19 protein-coding genes are annotated in these 19,754 nt (G+C 63.7%); 7 read left to right on the top strand and 12 right to left on the bottom strand.

Annotated features, from left to right (window positions below; translation table 11 throughout):
• The first annotated feature begins 55 nt into the window (after nt 1–55).
• The 4 genes from ACIQC5_RS03040 (at nt 56) to ACIQC5_RS03025 (ending at nt 3,550) form a co-directional block, all read left to right on the top strand.
• Nucleotides 56–766 carry a 3'-5' exonuclease gene (locus tag ACIQC5_RS03040; RefSeq protein WP_400278308.1) on the top strand — a complete coding sequence of 237 codons (711 nt, stop codon included), beginning with the start codon at nt 56–58 and terminating at the stop codon, nt 764–766.
• Nucleotides 767–1,088: 322 nt separating this feature from the next.
• Nucleotides 1,089–2,039: an ABC transporter substrate-binding protein gene (locus tag ACIQC5_RS03035; protein ID WP_400278307.1), complete on the top strand. Its 951-nt coding sequence runs from the start codon at nt 1,089–1,091 to the stop codon at nt 2,037–2,039.
• A gap of 12 nt (nt 2,040–2,051) precedes the next feature.
• Entirely contained in the window at nt 2,052–2,816 is a 765-nt protein-coding gene (locus ACIQC5_RS03030) for an amino acid ABC transporter permease (RefSeq protein WP_400278306.1), read from the top strand.
• Nucleotides 2,813–3,550 carry an amino acid ABC transporter ATP-binding protein gene (locus ACIQC5_RS03025; RefSeq protein WP_400278305.1) on the top strand — a complete coding sequence of 246 codons (738 nt, stop codon included), beginning with the start codon at nt 2,813–2,815 and terminating at the stop codon, nt 3,548–3,550. Before ACIQC5_RS03030 ends, ACIQC5_RS03025 begins: the two co-directional genes overlap by 4 nt.
• An 84-nt stretch (nt 3,551–3,634) precedes the next feature.
• On the opposite strand, the gene ACIQC5_RS03020 is transcribed toward ACIQC5_RS03025, so the two are convergent.
• The 10 genes from ACIQC5_RS03020 to hemE form a co-directional block, all read right to left on the bottom strand.
• Nucleotides 3,635–4,711 (bottom strand): glycoside hydrolase family 3 N-terminal domain-containing protein, encoded by a 1,077-nt coding sequence (locus ACIQC5_RS03020; protein ID WP_400278304.1) that lies wholly within the window; start codon nt 4,709–4,711, stop codon nt 3,635–3,637.
• A 348-nt stretch (nt 4,712–5,059) separates the two neighbouring features.
• On the bottom strand, nt 5,060–6,379 hold the full coding sequence (gene hemL, locus ACIQC5_RS03015; protein ID WP_400278302.1) for a glutamate-1-semialdehyde 2,1-aminomutase: 1,320 nt from the start codon (nt 6,377–6,379) through the stop codon (nt 5,060–5,062).
• A 57-nt stretch (nt 6,380–6,436) separates the two neighbouring features.
• A complete protein-coding gene (locus ACIQC5_RS03010) occupies nt 6,437–7,513 on the bottom strand; it encodes an LLM class flavin-dependent oxidoreductase (RefSeq protein WP_400278300.1) in 1,077 nt (358 codons plus the stop codon).
• Nucleotides 7,513–8,493, bottom strand: coding sequence for a porphobilinogen synthase (hemB, locus tag ACIQC5_RS03005; RefSeq protein ID WP_400278298.1), 981 nt, complete (start codon nt 8,491–8,493; stop codon nt 7,513–7,515). The genes ACIQC5_RS03010 and hemB overlap by 1 nt, the downstream gene beginning before the upstream one ends.
• Nucleotides 8,490–9,368, bottom strand: a complete 879-nt coding sequence (locus ACIQC5_RS03000) for a uroporphyrinogen-III synthase (RefSeq protein WP_400278297.1) — start codon at nt 9,366–9,368, stop codon at nt 8,490–8,492. The genes hemB and ACIQC5_RS03000 overlap by 4 nt, the downstream gene beginning before the upstream one ends.
• A complete protein-coding gene (hemC, locus tag ACIQC5_RS02995) occupies nt 9,355–10,353 on the bottom strand; it encodes a hydroxymethylbilane synthase (protein WP_400278296.1) in 999 nt (332 codons plus the stop codon). The genes ACIQC5_RS03000 and hemC overlap by 14 nt, the downstream gene beginning before the upstream one ends.
• A complete protein-coding gene (locus tag ACIQC5_RS02990; protein ID WP_400278295.1) occupies nt 10,350–11,573 on the bottom strand; it encodes a ferrochelatase in 1,224 nt (407 codons plus the stop codon). Before ACIQC5_RS02990 ends, hemC begins: the two co-directional genes overlap by 4 nt.
• A complete protein-coding gene (hemQ, locus tag ACIQC5_RS02985) occupies nt 11,570–12,271 on the bottom strand; it encodes a hydrogen peroxide-dependent heme synthase (protein ID WP_400278294.1) in 702 nt (233 codons plus the stop codon). Before hemQ ends, ACIQC5_RS02990 begins: the two co-directional genes overlap by 4 nt.
• 72 nt (nt 12,272–12,343) lie before the next feature.
• A complete protein-coding gene (gene hemG, locus ACIQC5_RS02980) occupies nt 12,344–13,801 on the bottom strand; it encodes a protoporphyrinogen oxidase (protein WP_400278293.1) in 1,458 nt (485 codons plus the stop codon).
• Between the two features lie 5 nt (nt 13,802–13,806).
• Nucleotides 13,807–14,922, bottom strand: a complete 1,116-nt coding sequence (hemE, locus tag ACIQC5_RS02975; RefSeq protein WP_400278292.1) for a uroporphyrinogen decarboxylase — start codon at nt 14,920–14,922, stop codon at nt 13,807–13,809.
• Between the two features lie 158 nt (nt 14,923–15,080).
• Here hemE and ACIQC5_RS02970 point away from each other — a divergent pair, with 158 nt between their 5' ends.
• Entirely contained in the window at nt 15,081–16,403 is a 1,323-nt protein-coding gene (locus ACIQC5_RS02970) for a glutamyl-tRNA reductase (RefSeq protein WP_400278291.1), read from the top strand.
• 30 nt (nt 16,404–16,433) lie between these two features.
• On the opposite strand, the gene ACIQC5_RS02965 is transcribed toward ACIQC5_RS02970, so the two are convergent.
• Both ACIQC5_RS02965 and moeB read right to left on the bottom strand, forming a co-directional pair.
• Entirely contained in the window at nt 16,434–17,438 is a 1,005-nt protein-coding gene (locus ACIQC5_RS02965; RefSeq protein WP_400278289.1) for an SDR family NAD(P)-dependent oxidoreductase, read from the bottom strand.
• 50 nt (nt 17,439–17,488) lie between these two features.
• Nucleotides 17,489–18,688: a molybdopterin-synthase adenylyltransferase MoeB gene (gene moeB / locus ACIQC5_RS02960; protein ID WP_400278287.1), complete on the bottom strand. Its 1,200-nt coding sequence runs from the start codon at nt 18,686–18,688 to the stop codon at nt 17,489–17,491.
• Between the two features lie 6 nt (nt 18,689–18,694).
• Here moeB and ACIQC5_RS02955 point away from each other — a divergent pair, with 6 nt between their 5' ends.
• Together ACIQC5_RS02955 and ACIQC5_RS02950 are read left to right on the top strand one after the other, a co-directional pair.
• Nucleotides 18,695–19,429 (top strand): TetR/AcrR family transcriptional regulator, encoded by a 735-nt coding sequence (locus tag ACIQC5_RS02955; RefSeq protein ID WP_400278285.1) that lies wholly within the window; start codon nt 18,695–18,697, stop codon nt 19,427–19,429.
• Nucleotides 19,430–19,479: 50 nt separating this feature from the next.
• Entirely contained in the window at nt 19,480–19,704 is a 225-nt protein-coding gene (locus tag ACIQC5_RS02950; protein ID WP_224088175.1) for a DUF3107 domain-containing protein, read from the top strand.
• Nucleotides 19,705–19,754 lie beyond the last annotated feature (50 nt).

Below are 19,754 nucleotides of genomic sequence, written 5' to 3'. Positions count from 1 at the left end.
AACGGCAGCTGTGTCGTGCCCAAACACTGTCGGAGCCAGCCGGTAGCGTGAACGCATGAGCACTTGGAACACCCTCCCCCGCGCCGCGTTTGACCTGGAAACCACCGGCAAGAATTCACGGTCTGCACGAATCGTCACCGCATCCATCACTGTTGTGGATGCGCACGGCGAGCTCATCAAGGAGCACGAATGGCTGGCTGACCCCGGCGTCGAGATTCCGTTGGAGGCAAGTGAGGTCCACGGCGTCACCACGGAGAAGGCACGCGCGGAGGGGCGCCCCGCGGCAGACGTTACCCGGGAAGTCGCCGGCGTTCTTCAGGAATTGTTCGACGACAACGTCCCTGTGATTGCCTTCAACGCGAGCTATGACTTCACGGTGTTGGCTGCCGAGTCGGCACGTTACGGCGTTGCCCAGCTCAGCCGCTTCCCCGTGTTGGACCCCTATGTCATGAACAAGCAGGTGGACCGCTACCGTAAAGGCAAGCGCACCCTGACGGCATTGTGCGAAGAATACGGCGTGGATTTGGACAATGCCCACACGTCCGCGGCGGACGCGCTGGCCACGCTCCGGGTCCTGGATGCCATGGCAGGCAAGTTCCCAAAGCTGCAGATGCCCGCGGCCAAGCTCCACCACTTGCAAGTGGACTGGGCTGCATCACAGGCGGCAGACTTCCAGCAATACTTGCGCCGCAGCAAGCCCACTGCTGTGATTGAAGGCGACTGGCCGGTACTGCCGCCCGAAGACGCCAGCCGCGGCGGTTTCTGAGGCGAATCAGGCTTTCTTGCGGCTTCCTGCGACGCAAGTCACATGATTTTTGGGAACCCGTGTAATTCATGGCGTCAAGCACGGATTCCAGCGATGGCCGGATCGAGGGAATTGTCCCTCGGCTATTGAGCCCTGACCGGAACTTTGTTCGTCAAAACCGAGTCCAAGCCATCACTTATTCGATTCACCGTGCGCTGGCAGGCTGGTGACATAATTAAGTTTGGCGGGTTGAAGTCTGCTAGGCGCAGCCGAACCCCAACGAGCTGCCGTGTTCCCCGCCCACCGCGAAACGTCTCCGTGACCCGATGAAAGTGATTTCTTGATGAAATTGAAAGCCCTTAAGTGGCTGTCTGCCGCTCCCGTGGCTGCTGCCCTGGTGATCTCCCTGGCCGCCTGCGGTGGCGGAGCCTCCCAGCCCAGCGGCACTCCGACGGATGCCCTCGCCGGCAGCGACCAGCAGACGCTGGACAAGTACACCACTGCGGACGTCACTGCGATCGACAAAATCGACAAGTCCAAGCTTGGTCTGATCACTGATGGCACCCTGCGCGTCGGCACCCTGTCGGATGCCCCGCCGAACATCTTCATCGACCCCTCCGGCAAGTTCACCGGCTACGACAACGAACTCCTTCGCGCCATTGGCGACAAGCTGGGCCTCAAGGTCGAATTCGCGTCCACCGACTTCTCCGCGCTGCTCTCGCAGGTTGCGAACAAGCAGTTCGACGTCGGATCTTCCTCGATCTCCACCACCGACGCCCGCCGCAAGACAGTCAGTTTCACCAACGGCTACGACTTCGGCTACATGGCAGTGGTAACCAAGAGCGATGCCAAGGTCACCGGCTTTGCCGACCTCAAGGAAGGCGTGCGCATCGGCGTCGTCCAGGGAACGGTTCAGGATGACTACGTCACCAACACCCTGAAGCTTGAGCCGGTCCGCTTCCCCGACTACAACACCGTCTATGGCAACGTAAAGAACGGCCAGATCGACGCTTGGGTGGCTCCTTCGCAGCAGGCCACCGGCCAGGTCAAAGAAGGCGACAACACCAAGATCGCCGAAAAGGTTGTGAACACCCAGAACTTCACCGCATATGCCGTGAACAAGGACAACCAGCCCCTGATCGACGCCCTTAACGCCGGCCTGGACGCCGTCATTGCTGACGGCACCTGGACCAAGCTCACCTCTGAGTGGTACGAGGACCGCCCGACCGCGGCAGAACAGACCCCCCAGGGCTGGAAGCCGGGCAGCAAGGCCGTCCAGATCCCCGCCAAGTAACCCGGTCGTTCCATGGATATCCTCAAGCAGCTCGCTGACACCTTCCTTGATTGGGAGGCCATGGGCGAAGTCATTCCCAAGATGTTCGCGGTCGGCCTGCCGAACACCCTCGTGCTCGCCGTCATCTCGGGCATCATCGGGACGCTGATCGGAATGGGGCTTGCCCTGATGGGGATCTCCCGGAACCCCGTAGCCCGGTGGATCGCCCGCGTCTACACAGACATCCTTCGCGGGCTTCCGCCGGTGCTGACCATCCTGGTCATCGGCTTCGGATTCGGCCCGATCATCCGTGAACTGACGGGTTCCACAAGCCCGTATCCCATGGCCATCACAGCGTTGTCCCTGATGTCAGGTGCCTACATCGGCGAGATCTTCCGATCCGGTATCCAGAGTGTGGACAAAGGACAGCTCGAGGCATCCCGTGCTCTGGGGTTCGGCTACGGCGCTTCCATGCGCCTAGTGGTGGTTCCCCAGGGTATCCGGCGGGTACTGCCGGCGTTGGTCAACCAGTTCATCGCGTTGATCAAGGAATCGTCGTTGGTCTTCCTTCTCGGATTGCTGGCAACGGAACGTGAAATCTTCCAAATCGGCAAGGACGCGGCAGCAACCACCGGCAACCTGTCACCGTATGTTGCGGCAGCCATCTTCTACCTGGCGCTGACCATCCCGCTCACCCACTTCGTGAACTGGATTGATGGCCGCCTGCGTTCGGGCCGGCCGGAAAAGAAAGAACCGGACGAGGCCGCGGCTGTCGTCGGAAAGGGAGCCCAGGCATGAGTGAATTCGCGTCCGGAACGCTGACTGCCAAGAACATCCACCTTTCCTTCGGCAGCAACCATGTGTTGCGGGGCATCGACCTCCACGTTGAGAAGGGCACCACGGCCTCCGTGATCGGCCCTTCCGGCTCGGGCAAGTCAACGCTCCTCCGCGTCATGAACCGTCTCATCGAACCGGATCAGGGCGACATCCTGCTGGACGGCCGTTCTGTGCTGAAGGACAATCCGGATGAGCTGCGTCGGCGGATCGGCATGGTCTTCCAGCAGTTCAACCTGTTCCCGCACAAGACGGTGGCAGAGAACATCTCACTGGCACTCCGGAAGCTGCGTGGCATGTCCAAGGAGCAGGCCCACGATGAAGCCCTGGTCCAACTGGACTTGGTGGGCCTCAAGCACAAAGCAGATGCCCGACCGGCCAACCTTTCAGGCGGCCAGCAGCAGCGCGTGGCCATTGCCCGCGCCTTGGCCATGAAGCCTGAGGTCATGTTCTTCGATGAAGCCACCTCGGCCCTGGACCCGGAACTCGTCAAGGGCGTCCTCGCCCTCATGACGGACCTGGCAAAGGGTGGCATGACCATGGTGGTGGTGACCCACGAAATGGGATTCTCCAGGAATGTCTCCGACGTTGTGACGTTCATGGACGCGGGAGTTGTGGTTGAGTCCGGCCCGCCGGAACAACTCTTCAGCAGCCCCCGAACGGAACGCCTACAGGGCTTCCTCTCGGACGTCCTTTAGGACCAGCCACAATAAGCGAACAGGAAACCCGCCCCTGACCACCCTGGTCACGGGCGGGTTTCCTGCATCCGCCGATGAAACGCCTCAGTGGCCGGACTTAACCCTGAGCACTGTCAGAGCGGCTGCATCCACCTTTGCCCGGAACACCGCGTCCACCTCGGCCTTTTGCACGACGGCCTGATGCATCGCAGGGATACTCGCAGGTTCCGCGCAGACCAGCATGGTGCCACCGGCATCAACGAAGTTCAGCGCACGCTCAGCGTCGGTCCAAGGCTCCAACTGCGCGGCGCTGCAGAGATCATCGGAAAGAATTATTCCGGTAAATCCAGCGTCGGCGCGGAGCATGGAGTCCATCACCACAGGTGAAAATGGGGCGATGTTGGCCGGATCAATCCTGTCATAGTAGGCGTTGGACACCATGACCCACCGGACGCCTTGCTTGATGGCCGCTTGGAACGGCTCAAGGTTGGGATCGTTGCGGGTGGTGTCCGTGTCGCGAACGTTACGGCTGGCATCAGTATTGGGAACCACTCTGCCGAGGCCCGGGAAGTGCTTCACCACGGGCGCCACCCCGGCGTCCGCCATACCCTGCGCAAAGGCGTTTCCGAGGGCAGAGACCTGTGCAGGCAAATATCCGTATTCGCGTTGAAAGTACCCGATGGGTGCATTGGACGGCGCGAACCCCGGGCTGGTTACAGTATCAAGGACCGGGGCCAGGTTCACGTTCACGCCGGCACTCCGAAGTTCCTTGCCCCACGTTGTTGCGTCTGCCCGTAGCTTCGCAGGACCAGACCCTGCCTGCACGAGCGCGGTGGGAATCGTGGAGAACCCAGGACCGGCGAGCACTTGAACGAACCCGCCTTCTTGGTCGGTGGCAACGAAGAGTGGCAAACCTCCTGTGGTCGCCGCCGAGACTGTACCGGTCAACGAGGACACGACGGCAGCCGTGGCAGCGGTTCCTGCCTTGCTGCGGCCAGTGAGGTAAACGTTGCCTGTGTGGTACCTGGTGAGCGCTTCCATGGTGCCCGGCTCTGCACCGGTTGCCTTGGCCGCGACCATGAACAACTGCCCCACGCGCTGCTCCAGGCTTAGTTTGGCAAGCTCTTGTTCTGCTGCGGAAGGACCTTGGGTGCCCGGCTCAAGGGAGGCTGACGGTGACACCGACGGTTTAGTAGCAGGCGGGGGCGTAGACGTACCGGGCGTTGAAGTACCGGTCGGTGAAAGCGACGTCGCAGAAGGCAAACCCTCCGTTGATGCCTGGCTTGGGTTTCCAGTTCCACTGGAGCACCCGGACGCCATGCCGGCAAGGAGTCCGACCACCGCAACGCTCGCGCAGATGGATGCAGTTTTCTGGGTCTTGAGCATGGTAAACCGTGAATTCGTTGGGTTGGGTTTCCATAACGAGCCTACCCCTGGAAAAGACACAGTGCCCCGGTCCGGCGATCATGGGCACCCAACAGTCATTGGGGTCCCGACCACTATTGGGCCGAGGCACTGCAGTCCATGGATCTAGGCAGTAGCTGCGGCGGCGGCCTTTGCAGCAGCCGGCAACGCGTCCAGAATGCGGTTCATCGCGGCGTCGTCGTGCGCGGCAGAGAGGAACCAGGCTTCGAACACGGACGGCGGCAGGTAGACCCCTGAATCCAGCATGGAGTGGAAGAACGGGGCGTAGCGGAACGTCTCCTGGCCCTGGGCGTCGTCGTAATTGTGCACACCGTGAGCAGACGTTCCGAAGGCAGCCGAGAACAAATTCCCCGCGCGCTGGATGGAGTGGTCCACTCCTTCGGCGTCAAGAGCCGAAGAAAGAGCCGCAGACAACTCCAGCGAGCGGGCATCGACGTACGCGTAAACCTCGGGCGTGGCATGGGTCAGCGTTGCCACACCGGCAGCCATGGCCACCGGGTTCCCCGACAGAGTACCGGCCTGGTAAACGGGTCCAACCGGTGCGAGGTAATCCATGACGTCGGCACGTCCGCCAAGTGCCGCCGTCGGCATTCCACCGCCAATGACCTTGCCGAAGGTGAGCAGGTCAGGCACCCAGCCTTCCTGGCGCCCGGTCAGGCCCCAGTATCCGGCGTAGCCGGTGCGGAAGCCGGTGAGGACCTCGTCCAGGATCAGGAGGGCACCGTGCGCCTGGGTGATGCGGGAGAGCCCTGCATTGAAACCCTCGCCCGGCGTGACAACACCCATGTTGGCTGGCGCTGCCTCCGTGATGACGGCCGCGATGTTGCTGCCGTGCGCGGCGAAGGCAGCTTCAACAGCTGCGAGGTCGTTGTACGGCAGTACCAGGGTCTCTGCCGCTGTTGCGGCTGTAACACCGGCGGATCCGGGAAGGGCCAGCGTGGCCACCCCGGAACCGGCAGCGGCCAGCAGCCCGTCCAGGTGCCCGTGGTAGCAGCCGGCAAATTTGATGATGAGGTTGCGGCCGGTGAAGCCTCGGGCCAATCGGACCGCCGTCATGGTGGCTTCGGTGCCGGTAGACACCATCCGCAGGCGCTCGACGGCGGAGACGCGCTCCTTCACGATCGCGGCCAGGTTGGCCTCGTCAGGGGTGGACGCCCCGAAAGACAGGCCCCGGTCCACGGCCGCGTGCACGGCATCGAGCACGGCCGGGTGGGCGTGGCCCAACAGCGCCGGCCCCCAAGAGCAGACGAGGTCCACATATTCCTTGCCATCGGCGTCAGTGAGGTAGGCGCCCTTGGCCGAGACCATGAACTTCGGCGTGCCGCCGACAGATCCGAAGGCGCGCACGGGCGAGTTCACTCCACCGGGCATCAGGGACTGGGCGCGGTCGAAGAGTTGGTCGGACACAGGGGTTTTTGACGTCATGGTTCCTATTCTTTCAGTGATTCAGGGGTGGCTGGGCCAGCCCCGCAGCGCAGGAGTCTAGGCAGAAGCGAGCAACTCGGCCACGCGAGGGGCAACTTCGGTGCCATAGAGCTCGATGCAGCGCATCATCGAACGGTGCGGGAGCGTCCCGTTGCTGTACTTGAGGTCGAAGCGGTCAACGCCGAGGTTGCGCTTGAGCAGAACAATCTTCTGGGCCACGGTCTCCGCTGAGCCCACGTACAGGGCACCCTCAGGACCGCACATGGCGTCGAATTCGCCCCGGTTGCCTGGTCCCCATCCCCGTTCTGCGCCGATGCGGTTGCGCTGTTCGAGCCAGTGAGGGAAGAGCTCCTCCCGCGCGTCGTCGTCGGTGTCGGCAATGTACCCTGGCGAGTGGGTCGCGATCTGGCGCATCGGGTGCCCGTACTTGCCCATGGCTTCCCGGTAAAGGTTAACCAGCGGTCCGAACCGGCGCGGTTCTCCCCCGATGATCGCGAAGATGATCGGATAGCCGTACTCTGCGCAGCGCAGCACTGATTCGGGAGTGCCTCCCACTCCGATCCATGCCGGCAGCAGGTGGTGTTGCAGATGTGGGTAGACCTGGAGCCCGCTGACGTTGGGCCGGGTGCGGCCTTCCCAGTAGACGGGTTTCTGTGCGCGCACTTTGTCGAAGAGCTCAAGCTTTTCCTCGAACAGGACCTCGTAGTCAGCAAGGTCCAGGCCAAAGAGAGGGAAGGACTCCACGAAGGAACCCCGCCCCAACATCACTTCAGCCCGGCCGTTGGACAAAGCATCCACAGTGGCAAAGCGCTGGAAGACGCGGATCGGGTCATCCGAACTAAGAACCGTGACAGCTGACCCCAACCGGATTCTCGAGGTCGCGGCGGCTGCTGCTGCCAGGAAGACCTCAGGGGCTGACACCGCGAAGTCGCGGCGGTGATGTTCTCCAACACCGAAGGCATGGATCCCGACGGCGTCAGCCAGCTTGGCTTCCTCCAGCAACTCGCGCAGCACCTGGGCGTGCGGCTTGGGGTTGGCTTCCGCGTCGAGCCCGGCGTCGCCGAAGGTATTGAGGCCGAGCAGGATTTCGTGAGCGCCGACCGGTGCAGTGGGGTCGGAGGGAACGGAGGTCATCAGGACTCCTTCAGCCAGCCTGCCAGTTCAGAGGCCCAGTAGGTCAGTACGGTGTCGGCTCCGGCCCGTTTGATGCCGAGCACGGATTCGGTGATGGCACCCCGCCGGTCGATCCAGCCGTTGGCGGCGGCCGCTTCGATCATGGCGTACTCGCCTGAGATTTGGTAGGCCGAGACGGGGACCGGACTCATGGCTGCCACGTCCGCGAGGATGTCGAGGTAGCTCATGGCGGGCTTGACCATCACCATGTCGGCGCCTTCTTCGAGGTCCAATTCGACTTCGAGAATGGCTTCGCGGCGATTGGCGGCGTCCATCTGGTAGGTCCGGCGGTCGCCCTTCAGCTGGGAATCGACGGCTTCCCGGAACGGGCCATAGAACGCAGATGCATATTTAGCGGCGTAGGCCAGGACGGCGGTGTTCTTGTGTCCGGATTCTTCGAGTGCTTGGCGGATGACGGCGATCTGTCCGTCCATCATGCCGGAAGGCCCCAGCACATGGGCGCCGGCTTCGGCCTGGGCCACGGCCATCCGGCCGTAGATTTCCAGGGTCGCATCGTTGTCCACATAGCCCTCGGCGTCCAGGACTCCACAGTGGCCGTGGTCGGTGAACTCGTCCAGGCAGACGTCACCCATGATGACCAGGTCATCGCCGACTTCAGCCCTGACGTCCCGGATAGCCTTGTTCAAGACGCCTTCCGGGTCCAGGGATGCGCTTCCTTGGGCATCGCGAACGGCCGGTACTCCGAACAGCATGATGCCGCCCACGCCAAGCTCCACGGCCTCGGCTGCCGCGCGCTTCAGCGAGTCGGTGGTGTGCTGGACGACGCCCGGCATGGAACTGATGGGGCTGGGCTCGGTGAGTCCCTCGCGGATGAACGCGGGCAGGATGAGGTCCGCGGGAGCCAAACGGTTTTCTGCGGTGAGCCTGCGCATGGCCGGCGTTGTGCGCAAGCGGCGGGGGCGGTGGTTCGGATAGCTCATCGGGTGGTCCCTTCGTTGGCGAATACGGTTCCCAAGGCGGCCGCGATGCCGTCCGGGGTGGGTTCTTTGGCGGTGGCTGCGACGGTCATGCCGAGTACCGCGGCCTCTGCCGCCGTGGGACGACCAATGGCGATGAACTGGCACCTGCCCAACGGCAGGAGTGTTTCGGCAATGCGCCGTGCGGCGCTCGGTGAAGCGGCAACCACAGCGTCCAGGGCCCCGGCGTCGAGGGCCGCACGGGCCTGTGACGGGGTGATCTCCGGCGGCAGCTGGGTGTCCGAAACCACGACGGCGGCAGGCAGTTCCGCTTCCAGGCGGCGGCCGGCCCTGGCCGGGTAATCCACCGTATGGTACGCGATCACGGAGGTCACGTCCGCACCCTTTGCCGCAAGGCCGTCACGAAGTTTTTCCGCAGCGATGTCCGCTTGCGGCAAGAGGACGCGTGCGGGAGCCCCGTCCCACAAGGCCAAGAGGCCTTCTGCCGATTGGAGGTCGGTGGGTGCTACGTCAACGGTGATCCCAACGGATTCCAGGATCCGTTTGGAGGACGGGCCGATAGTGGCCACGCGTGTGCCGGAACGAATGAACTGCGACGGCGTTGTGCCCCGTTCAGCGGCCTTCTCGATCAGCACCCGCACCGTGGTGATGCTGCTGACAACAAGCCAGTCAAAACTGCCGGCTGCCAGGCCGTCCAGTGCGGCGTCGAGGCTTGCCTGGTCCTCTGCCCGCTCGAAGTCAATGAGTGGCAGAACCAGCGGCTCCGCTCCCAGGCTGACAAGGAGGGATGCAAGAGGTCTGGCGCGGTCGGCGCTTCTGGTGATCAGAACGCGCCGACCCGCCAGTCCGGCGTCTTTCAGCAGGTCAGGACGCTGCAAGGTCCGCGATCTCCGCGGCACCAGCGGCGAGCAGGAGTTCTGCCACTTCAATGCCGAGCAGGGTTGCCCCCACTTCGGTCAGGCCATCCGTGGCTTTCTTCTCGCGCACGGTCTTGGTTCCATCCACTGCGCAGACAACAGCTTCCAGGTGCAGCATGCTGCCCTTCCGGAAGGCGTACGCACCAACGGGTGCTGCGCAACCTGCTTCGAGGCGGGCCAGCACGGCGCGCTCAGCAGTGACGGCCAGGCGCGTGTCCTCGTCGTTCAGCGCCGCGAGGGCCTGGGCCAGCACGCCGTTGGAACCCTCGGTCGAACCTGCCTGACGTGGGGCGTCCCCAGTCCGGCATTCGATGGCCAACGCACCTTGCCCAGGTGCGGGCAACATGACGTCGGACTCGAAGAATTCGCTGACGGTATCCAAGCGATCCATACGCGCCAGGCCTGCCGCGGCAAGGACGACGGCGTCGAGATCGCAGGACTTGCCCGGAACAACGGCGTCAGTGGTGTTCCCGGGAAGCCCGGGAACACGGCCAAGGCGAGTGTCCACGTTTCCACGGATATCGAGCACCTCGATGTCCGGGCGCACTGCCCGAAGCTGGGCTGCACGACGCGGCGAACCCGTGCCGATTTTGGCGCCGCCCGGCAGCTCGGCCAGCGTCAAGCCGTCGCGCGCGCACAGGACGTCCCGGACGTCAACGCGCTTGGGCGTAGCGGCAATGGTGAGTCCAAGTGCTGCGCCAGTGGGCAGGTCCTTCAGGGAATGCACGGCGACATCGCACGTTTCAGCCAGCAGGGCGTCCCGCAGTGCCGCAACGAACACACCGGTGCCGCCCATTTGCGAGAGGGATCCGGTCTTGACGTCCCCTTCGGTCTTGATGTGCACGAGCTCCACCGGGAAGCCTCCGACGGCGGCCAATTGGTCCGCGGTCTGCTGCGTCTGGGTCAGCGCGAGCTTGCTGGCGCGGGTACCGATGCGAACAGTCACTTGCTTGCCTCCGCAGCCGGGTAGGCGTCGTGTCCGATGCCGACGCTGGAACCGACTTCTGCAATCACAGGCTTGGCTCCCCGGAAGTTCTCGCAGCAGCTGGGACGGCATACGTCGTACCACGGTCCGAGGTCCGTCACATGGGGACGGTCCGCGATGTTGTTCTCAACGGTACGTTCGCAGATCAGGTCAACGAGGCCTGAGACAAACGCAGCGTGCGTACCCGGAGTGGGAACACGGATGGCTTCCATACCCAGGTTCTTGCAGGTCTCCAGTGCTTCAGTGTCCAGGTCCCAGGCAACTTCCATATGGTCGCTGACGAAACCGAGGGGAACAATCACAACACCGCGGACGCCCTCGGGCGCGATTTCCTCGAGGTGGTCGTTGATGTCCGGTTCAAGCCACGGAATGTGGGGTGCCCCCGACCGGGACTGGTACACGAGGTCCCAAGCAACGTTCGGAGCCACTGCGTCCATGATGGCCTTCGCATTGGCAAGGTGCTGTGCCGCGTAGGCAGAACCCTCGGCAAATCCGCGGGGCTCGTCCTCAGACGTGCCGGCGGCCTCAGCGTCGCGGGTGGGGATGGAATGGGTCGCGAACAGCACGCGGATCTTTGCGTCGGGGTCGGTCTCCCCCGCTGCAGCAAGCTTCCCGCGGACCTCCTCGAGCCCGGCAGCGGTTCCTTCCAAGAAGGGCTGCACGACTCCCGGGTGGTCGAAGTACTGGCGAATCTTGTCCACCTCAAGCTTGCCGTCAAGCCCGGTTTCCGTCAGGGCAATGCCAATGTCCTCGCGGTACTGGCGGCAGCTGGAGTAACAGGAGTAGATGCTGGTGGTGAGCATCAGCAGCCGGCGGTGTCCGGCGTCGTAAGCGTCTTGCAGGACCGGGGCGATGTACGGGTCCCAGTTGCGGTTGCCCCAGAGGACGGGCAGTTCGATGCCGCGCTTTGACAGTTCAGCCTCAATTGCAGCTTTGAGCTCACGGTTCTGCTGGTTGATGGGGCTGATGCCGCCGAAGGCGCGGTAGTGGTGCGAGACCTCTTCGAGGCGCTCGTCCGGGATGCCACGGCCACGCGTGACGTTGCGCAGGAAGGGAATGACATCTTCCTGGCCCTCCGGACCACCGAAGGATGCCAGCAGGACGGCGTCGTAGTGCTTTGGTTCCTGACGACCCCGCTCGGTGACAGCGTTGACGGCGGTGGAGATGGCCAAACCGCTCACGCGAGGACCTCGGCAATCTCGGCAGCGGTGATGCGGCGGCCAGTGTAGAAGGGGATCTCTTCACGGACGTGGTTGCGGGCATCCGTCGCCCGAAGGTGGCGCATCAGGTCCACAAGATCCACCAATTCCGGGGCTTCAAGGCCAAGGATCCATTCCCAGTCGCCCAGCGCGAACGAGGAAACGGTGTTGGAGATGACCTGCGGGAATTCCCGGCCGAGCATGCCGTGCTCGCGGAGCATCGCGCCGCGCTCGTCGGCAGGCAGGATGTACCACTCGTAGGAGCGGACGAACGGGTAGACGCAAAGCCAGGTGCTGGGCTCGACGCCACGGGCATAGGCCGGGACGTGGCTCTTGGCGAACTCAGCTTCGCGGTGCACGCCCATGGCAGACCAGACGATCTCAGTGCCGGCGAAAAGCTTGCTGCGGCGGATGGCGCGGATGGCGGACTGCAGGTCTTCCGGCTTGGGTCCGTGGAGCCACACCATGATGTCGGCGTCCGAGCGCATGGCGGAAACGTCGTAGCTGCCTCGGAGAATCACGCCGTCTTCGGCGAGCTTCTCTGCAAGGGCTTCAAATTCCTGGGCAGCATCGCCGCTGCGCAAGACGTCTGCTGAGCGCTTGAAGACGGTCCAGAGCGTAAAGAACTGTTCTTCGGTTTCAGCAGTTTTAGTGACAGATTCGGCAGAAGTGTGGCTCATGGTTCAAGTTTGCCCCGTGCTGGCCGGTAAGTCGAAACGGATCACTTCTACAAGACGTAGAAGTGACACAAATCACGGAGTTGGGGGTTCCTCCGCGTCCTCTTGCGCGAGCTGGGTGCGGGTGTCCGCCACAACGGCTGCAAGGCCATTGCCCGCCAGCCAACCACCCACCACAGTCAACCCATCCACGGCAGCACAGAGCCTTCGCACTCGTGCCACCCGCTGTTTGTGACCGACAGCAGCGAAAGGCAGGGCTCCCGCCCAGCGCACCACATCCCAGCCGACGATGTCAGTCCGGGACACCGGAACTGTCAGCAGGATGGAGGCGTCCTCCAGCGCTGCCATGAGCAGTGCTTCGTCATCCAGCACGACATCCCCGTCTCCTGCGCCAGCGTCCTCCCGTCGACCGTACGACAGACGAAGTACATGCGTGCCAGGGCCGGCTTCCTCCGCCAGCCAGTCCCATTTGGCCGTTGCATGGGTCAGGGCCTTTGCCCTGATACCCGGGGTCTGCGGAGCCACCAGGATCCCTGTCCCCCGCGGACGGCTATCCAGTTCCGGGAGGTCAACAACGATCGTCACGAGGCTCACCAGGGGCCCCGGCGCGGGACGCAAGCCGGACAGCTCCGGGACGGCGTGCTCCAGCAGCCCCACCGCAGCGGGGCCGTCGAGCGCCACCACCAAGCGACCGGCGTCGTACGTGGAATCGCCGGCGGCGACCCGCCAGCCATTGCGGGTTTTCGTTACGGTGTCCGCGCGTTTGCCGGTCAACAGAGTGACGCCGCGCCGGCGTAAATCCGCGAGCAAAGCGGTCACCAGCGTGTTCATGCCACCCTTCAGGCCCGCGACGGCGGAACCCGCCTTCGCGGGACTGGAACCTGCTCCGCGGGCTGAGGCGCGTTGGGCCGCAACCGCGGCCGCCAAGGATCCATGTGCTCGAAGCCCGGAACGTAGGCCCGGGGCCACCATGTCGACATCCAGAAGTCCGGGATCAGCAGAATGGACACCGCCGACCACCGGAGCCACCAGACGGTCCAGAACCCGCCTGCCCATACGCACACGGACCAGCGAAGAAACGCTCGTGACCTCCGAGGATGTGCCGAACGATGCTGGGAGCCACCTGTCGACTGACGCACGCAAGGCGCCCGTAAACCCCAGGGATCGACGGACTTCGGGGTCCCAGGGGTTCGCGGGAATACCGAGAATTCCGGTCTTGGGGAGTTCCTGCGGGCCGTCCGGCAACTGCACCCAAGCACCGCCGGCATGGGGGGAAACAATGCTCTCCGCCAGTCCCAGTTCGCGGGCAAGGTCGGCCACCGCCGGGGACCGGGTTGCGAATGACTCCGCCCCGCTGTCCAGCGTTAGTCCGGCAACCGTATGGCTGCCTACGCAGCCACCCCACCCGTCACTTGCTTCCAGGACCGTGACCGAAGCTCCGGCCACGGCCAGCTCCCTGGCCGCCACGAGTCCGGAAACGCCGCCACCAATAACCACGGCAGCAGGGCCGGGCGTTGGATGTGCCCCGCGCATTGGCCCTACTCTGCCGGGATCGAGTGAATGAGTTCCACCACGCGGGTCAAAACGGTGGGGTCCGTTTCGGGCGGAACGCCATGTCCAAGGTTGAGGACGTGGCCAGGAGCAGAGGAACCAGAAGCAATGACCTCACGGACGTGCGCTTCCAGGACATCCCACGGTGCAGAGAGGAGGGCGGGGTCGATGTTGCCTTGCAGGGGCACGGTGCCACCGAGGCGACGGTTGGCCTCATCAAGCGGGAGGCGATAGTCAACGCCCACCACATCAACGCCGACGTCCCTCATGGCAACCAGCAACTCCGAAGTACCCGTGCCAAAGTGCACGAGGGGTGCGCCCAAATCGCGGACATGGTCAAGTGCACGGGCCGAAGCGGGAGCTACATATTTGGTGTAGTCGGCCAGCCCCAGGGATCCCGCCCACGAATCGAACAGCTGCCCGGCTGACGCGCCTGCCTCGAGCTGGGCCTGCAGGAACATTCCTGAGGCATCGGCCGCCCAGTTGGCCAAGGCTGTCCAGGTTTCCGGATCGGCGTGCATCATGGTCCGCGGCCCCAGGTGGTCGCGGGAAGGCTTGCCTTCCACCATGTACGCAGCCAAGGTGAACGGCGCCCCGGCGAAGCCAATCAGCGGGGTCTTCCCCAGTTCGGCCACGGTCAGGCGCACCGCTTCACGGATGGGCTCCAATGCCTCCCACGTCAGCTGGGGCAGGGCGGCGACATCCGCAGCGGTACGGACAGGCTTTTCGAGCACCGGACCGACGCCGGGAACAATGTCCACGCCAACGCCGGCCAGCTTGAGCGGAATGACAATGTCCGAGAAGAAAATGGCTGCGTCAACGTCGTGGCGGCGGACCGGCTGAAGGGTGATCTCGGAGGCAAGCTCCGGCCGGAGGCACGAGTCCAGCATCGCAACGCCTTCGCGCACCTTGAGGTATTCAGGAAGGGAGCGGCCAGCTTGGCGCATGAACCACACGGGACGGCGGGACGGCGTGCCGCCACGGTATGCCGTGATCAGCGGCGAGTCCGAGGTACGGCCATCCACGAGCGGGTGGGTGGCGTCGAGGGTGCCCGCAGGGGCGTTGGTGGCCGTACTCTTGGATGCTGCCGCGCTAGAAGTCATGCTTTCGATTGTGCCGAAAATCCGGGGTAAAAGATAACGACAGCCTGTCACACACGTCGGCGCAGGAGTTGCAGTGGCGCGGATCACGGCAGTGCGTGTGAAGTGCCACGGCAGCATATTGTTCTACCGGGCTACGAAAAAGCTATGATTGGGGTGCTGTGGTTCTTTTCTCATTGGTGGCTACACACGCCGACATCGACCTCGAAACCGTTGCTCAGCTGAGCAACGGTTCCTCTGAGCTTGCCTCCGCCGCGCTCTCAGGATCGCCCCTCGTTTCCGGCGCCGTGGTCCTGGCCACGTGCAACCGCTACGAGATCTACGGCGAAACGGCCAACGGCGCAGGCTTGGAAGCCGCCCGTTCCGCCCTTGTTTCGCAGATCAGTGAACTGAGCGGACTCAACGAGCAACTCGTTTCCCGCTCCTTCAGCACCCACACGGGTCCTGACGTCACGCGGCACCTCTTCGCCGTGAGCGCGGGCCTGGATTCAGCCGTGGTTGGTGAACGCGAAATCGCCGGCCAGGTTCGCCGGGCCCTGATCACCGCGCAGCAGGATGGGACCGCGAGCGCCGGACTGGTACGGCTCTTCCAGGCTGCGTCCAAGACCGCCAAGGACGTCGGCGCACAGACAGCACTGGGTTCGCGCGGACTCTCGATCGTCTCTGTCGCACTGGACCTGGCAACCGACCTCTCGGACAGTGAGGATTGGTCGGCCAAGAAAGTGGTGGTGTTCGGCACGGGAGCCTATGCCGGAGCGACGATGTCCCTCTTGCGAGAACGTGGCTGCACTGACGTTTCCGTTTACTCTTCTTCCGGCCGGGCCGAAGGTTTCGTCGCCACGCGTGGTGGTACCGCGCTCGACGCCGACACCCTCCCCGCTGCTGTTGCCGCGGCTGACGTCATGATCGGCTGCAGTGGCTCAGACACCCGCGTGGAAGCCGAGGATCTTGCCCGCGTCCGCGCAGGTGCCGCCAAGACGTTGATCGCGATCGACCTCGCGCTCACCCATGATTTCGATCCCGCTGTTGGCGAGCTCGACGGCGTTGAGCTGCTGACGCTGGAGTCTGTGCGTCTCGCAGCGCCCCAAGAGCAGGCTGAATCTCTCTCCCAGGCAAGCGCGATCGTCAGCGGCGCTGCCAGTGCCTTCGAGTCCGAGCGCGAGTCGCGGTCCGTGGATTCCGCGATCGTTGCGCTGCGCCGCCACACCATGAACGTCCTGGACGCCGAAATGGAGAAGGTCCGCGCCCGCCACGGATGCACCGCGGCCGCGGAAGAAGTTGAATTCGCGCTTCGCCGTATGGTCAAGCAGCTTTTGCACGTCCCCACTGTCCGGGCCCGCGAGCTCGCTGCAAACGGCCAGCAGGACGAGTACGTTGCCGCGCTGGAAGCCCTCTACGGCATCCAGGTGGAACAGCCCCGGCCGGCAGCTCAGGCGGCGGAGTGCCCAGTGGACCACGAGCAACTCCGCTCCGAGAGCGCCTAGGCCGCCGAACCCCTAACTTCCGGCGGGCGTTTAGCCGAAAGCGTTCACACCAGTAAGCTCTGCCGACACGTTCCAGAGCTTTGTGGCATCCGCAGGGTCAATCGCGTGAGGATCCACTCCTTGGTACCGGGCAAGTGGCGAATCCTTGTCCGTGGGCTTGGCAATGTCACAATCTTCGCAGTACACACCACCCTTGCCGTTGAGGGCCGGGGACGTCGCCGCCCACACGGAGGTTGCCGCACCCTGCGCGGGCGTCTTGAATCCCTCCCTGAGTTTCCCGTCGGCGTCCATCCAGCCAGCGGCAACCATCTCTTCTCTGGGCAAGTGCCGCTGCAACTCGGTCATGATCCCGCCGGGGTGCACAGCGAACGCGCGCACTCCGGAAGAGCGGCCCAACCGGTCCAGCTCAACAGCAAAAAGAGCGTTGGCCGTCTTGGCTTGGCCATAGGCCCGCCACTTGTCGTAGCCGGCGTCGAAGTTGATGTCCTCAAAACGGATCCTGGACAGTTTGTGTCCGGTCGAGGAGAGGGAGACCACGCGGGCATCACCCGCAGCCGCCAGGGCCGGCCACAACAGGTTGGCCAGGGTGTAGTGCCCGAGGTGGTTAGTGGCAAACTGCGCCTCCCACCCGGGCCCGACACGCTGCTCCGGACTCGCCATAATGGCAGCGTTGTTGATCAGGATATCCAGCGTTCCATGATTCGAGAGGAACCGCCCGGCAAAGTCTTTGACGCTTGCCTGGTCCGCGAGGTCGAGGAGCTCAACGTCGACGGACCCCGGCGAACCGCCCGCCGCCAACCCTGCCTCGGCCACAACAGCCTCGGCATGCTGGACCCTCCGCGCCGGGACCGTCACGCGGGCGCCGGCCGAGGCAAGTGCCTTGACGGTTTCCAACCCGAGGCCGGAATAACCTCCGGTGACGATGGCCGTCTTCCCGGTGAGGTCCAGGCCGGCGATGACTTCCAAAGCCGTTGAACCATGGCCAAAGCCCGAGCCGATGGGGTGTTGGGGTGTCACGCTTGAATCTTCGCTCATGGTTGAGCTTCGCAGATCCGCAAGGCCAGCGGCAACGATCTGGCAGCAGCCTAGTAAACCGGCTTCTCGGGCTCGACGTCGCGGACCCAGGCGAGAATACCGCCGTCGAGATGGCGGACGCGGGTGTACCCTGCCTTCCGTGCCGCCTCCAGGACCGCCGCAGAGCGCGTACCGGCTTTGCAGTGGAACACTATGTCCTTGTCCTGCGGCAGCTCGACCCAGGCCTCGCCAGACAGAATCCGGCCCTGCGGGATCAGCACGGAACCGTCGATGTTCACAATGCTGTGCTCACCCGATTCGCGAACGTCCACGAGCTCGAAGTCCCGCTCCCCCGCTTCACGTTCGGCCAGCATGGTGGCCAGTTCCGGGGCGGACACTGTGTGGTCGGCATCAGTCCGGGCCAGCGGCGTGACACCGCAGAAGGCCTCGTAGTCGGTCAGCTCGGTGATGGGTTCTGCTGCCGGGTCCTTGGACACCTTGATCTCGCGCCAGCTGCCGCCCAAAGCGTCAAAGAGCGACACTCGGCCAAGCAGTGAACGCCCGACGCCGGTGATCAGCTTGACTGCCTCCGTGACCATGAGCGAGCCAACGGCCGCGCACAGCATGCCAAAGACGCCACCCTCGCCGCACGAGGGCACCGAACCCGCCGGTGGAGCTTCCGGGTACAGGTCGCGGTAGGTGGGCCCGTGTTCGGCCCAGAAGACGCTCACTTGGCCGTCGAAGCGGAAAATTGAACCCCAGACGTAAGGCTTGCCCAGGATGGCGGCAGCGTCATTGACCAGGTAGCGGGTGGCAAAGTTGTCTGCACCGTCGAGGATGAGGTCGTAACCGGCGAACAGCTCCAAAGCATTGGTCGCGTCCAGCCGGACGTTGTGCAGGACGACGTTGACCAACGGGTTGAGTTCGGCGATGGCATCACGCGCGGATTCGATCTTTGGCTTGCCAACGTCCTTGACACCGTGGATGACCTGGCGCTGGAGGTTGCTCAGGTCCACGTCGTCATCGTCGACGATGCCGAGCGTGCCAACCCCGGCGGCCGCCAGATACAGCAGCGCAGGTGAACCCAGTCCGCCGGCACCTATGACAAGGACTTTCGCATTCTTAAGCCTGCGTTGGCCCACCGCGCCGATTTCCGGAATGATGAGATGCCGGGAGTACCGTTCCACCTCGGCCGGCGTAAGCGCGGCGGCCGGTTCAACGAGGGGCGGCAAGACAGCGGGCGCAGTGTGGGCAGCAAGAGTTGTGGCCATACTTCAATGTATGCCTGCCGATGCCGCCCGGTCATATTACCCACCGGTACAGTGGTCATAACTGCAAAGGAAAGGCGGCAGACTGTGGCTGACGGCACACGGGCAAACGATGAGACACCAGCGAAGCAAGAGCGGACTGGTTCTCCGCGTTCGGCAAGGTTGCCGCGCGACGAGCGTCGTGCCCAGTTGCTCAACGCCGCTTTGGAAGTTTTCGTCTCCAACGGCTTCCATGGTGCGGCCATGGACGAAATCGCGGAGACGGCGCATGTCAGCAAGCCCGTGCTGTACCAGCACTTCCCGTCCAAGCGGGAGCTCTACATGGCGCTGCTGGACAGCCACCTGGCTACGTTGACGGACCTGATGCTCGGAGCACTGAACTCCACGACGGACAACAAAGAACGCGTGAAAGCCGTCATGCGGGCCTATTACCGGTTCATCGCCGACGACGACCAAGCACACCGTCTGGTGTTCGAATCCGACCTCATCAACGATCCCGACGTCAGTTCGCGTTTGGAGACTTTCAACAAGACCTTCGCCGACGCCGTAGCCCATGTCATCGCCGAGGACACCAAACTGCCCCCTCTGGAAGCGCAACTCCTGGGCCGCGGACTGGCGGGAATGGCGCAGGTCAGCGCCCGGTACTGGCTCGAAACGGACGGAAATCTGGATCTCGATGTGGCCAGTGATCTGATCTATCGTTTAGCTTGGCGCGGAATCAGTCGATTCCCCAAAGAGTCCTAGGCTACAAATAGAGGACTGACTTAATTCTTGATTGGCTTGGAGGCCTTGCTGTGGAAGTAAAGATCGGCATTCAGAACGTTGGCCGTGAAATCGTGCTCGAATCCGCACTCGATGCTGATGCTGTAGCCAAGATCGTCGGAGAGGCAATCTCCAAGGGTTCGGATCTAAGGCTCACAGATGAGAAGGGCCGTCAGATCATCGTTCCGGGAAACGTCCTGGGCTATGTGGAAATTGGCGCCGAAGAAGTTCGCCGCGTGGGCTTCGGTGCCCTGTAGCCGCTCTCTCTCAACAGCCGTCGCTGACACCTGCCTGCCAAGGAGTTTTC

The sequence above is a fragment of the Paenarthrobacter sp. NPDC092416 genome (assembly GCF_044755025.1).
Classification (GTDB): Bacteria; Actinomycetota; Actinomycetes; order Actinomycetales; family Micrococcaceae; genus Arthrobacter.
This window is presented reverse-complemented; position numbering and strand designations above follow the sequence as displayed.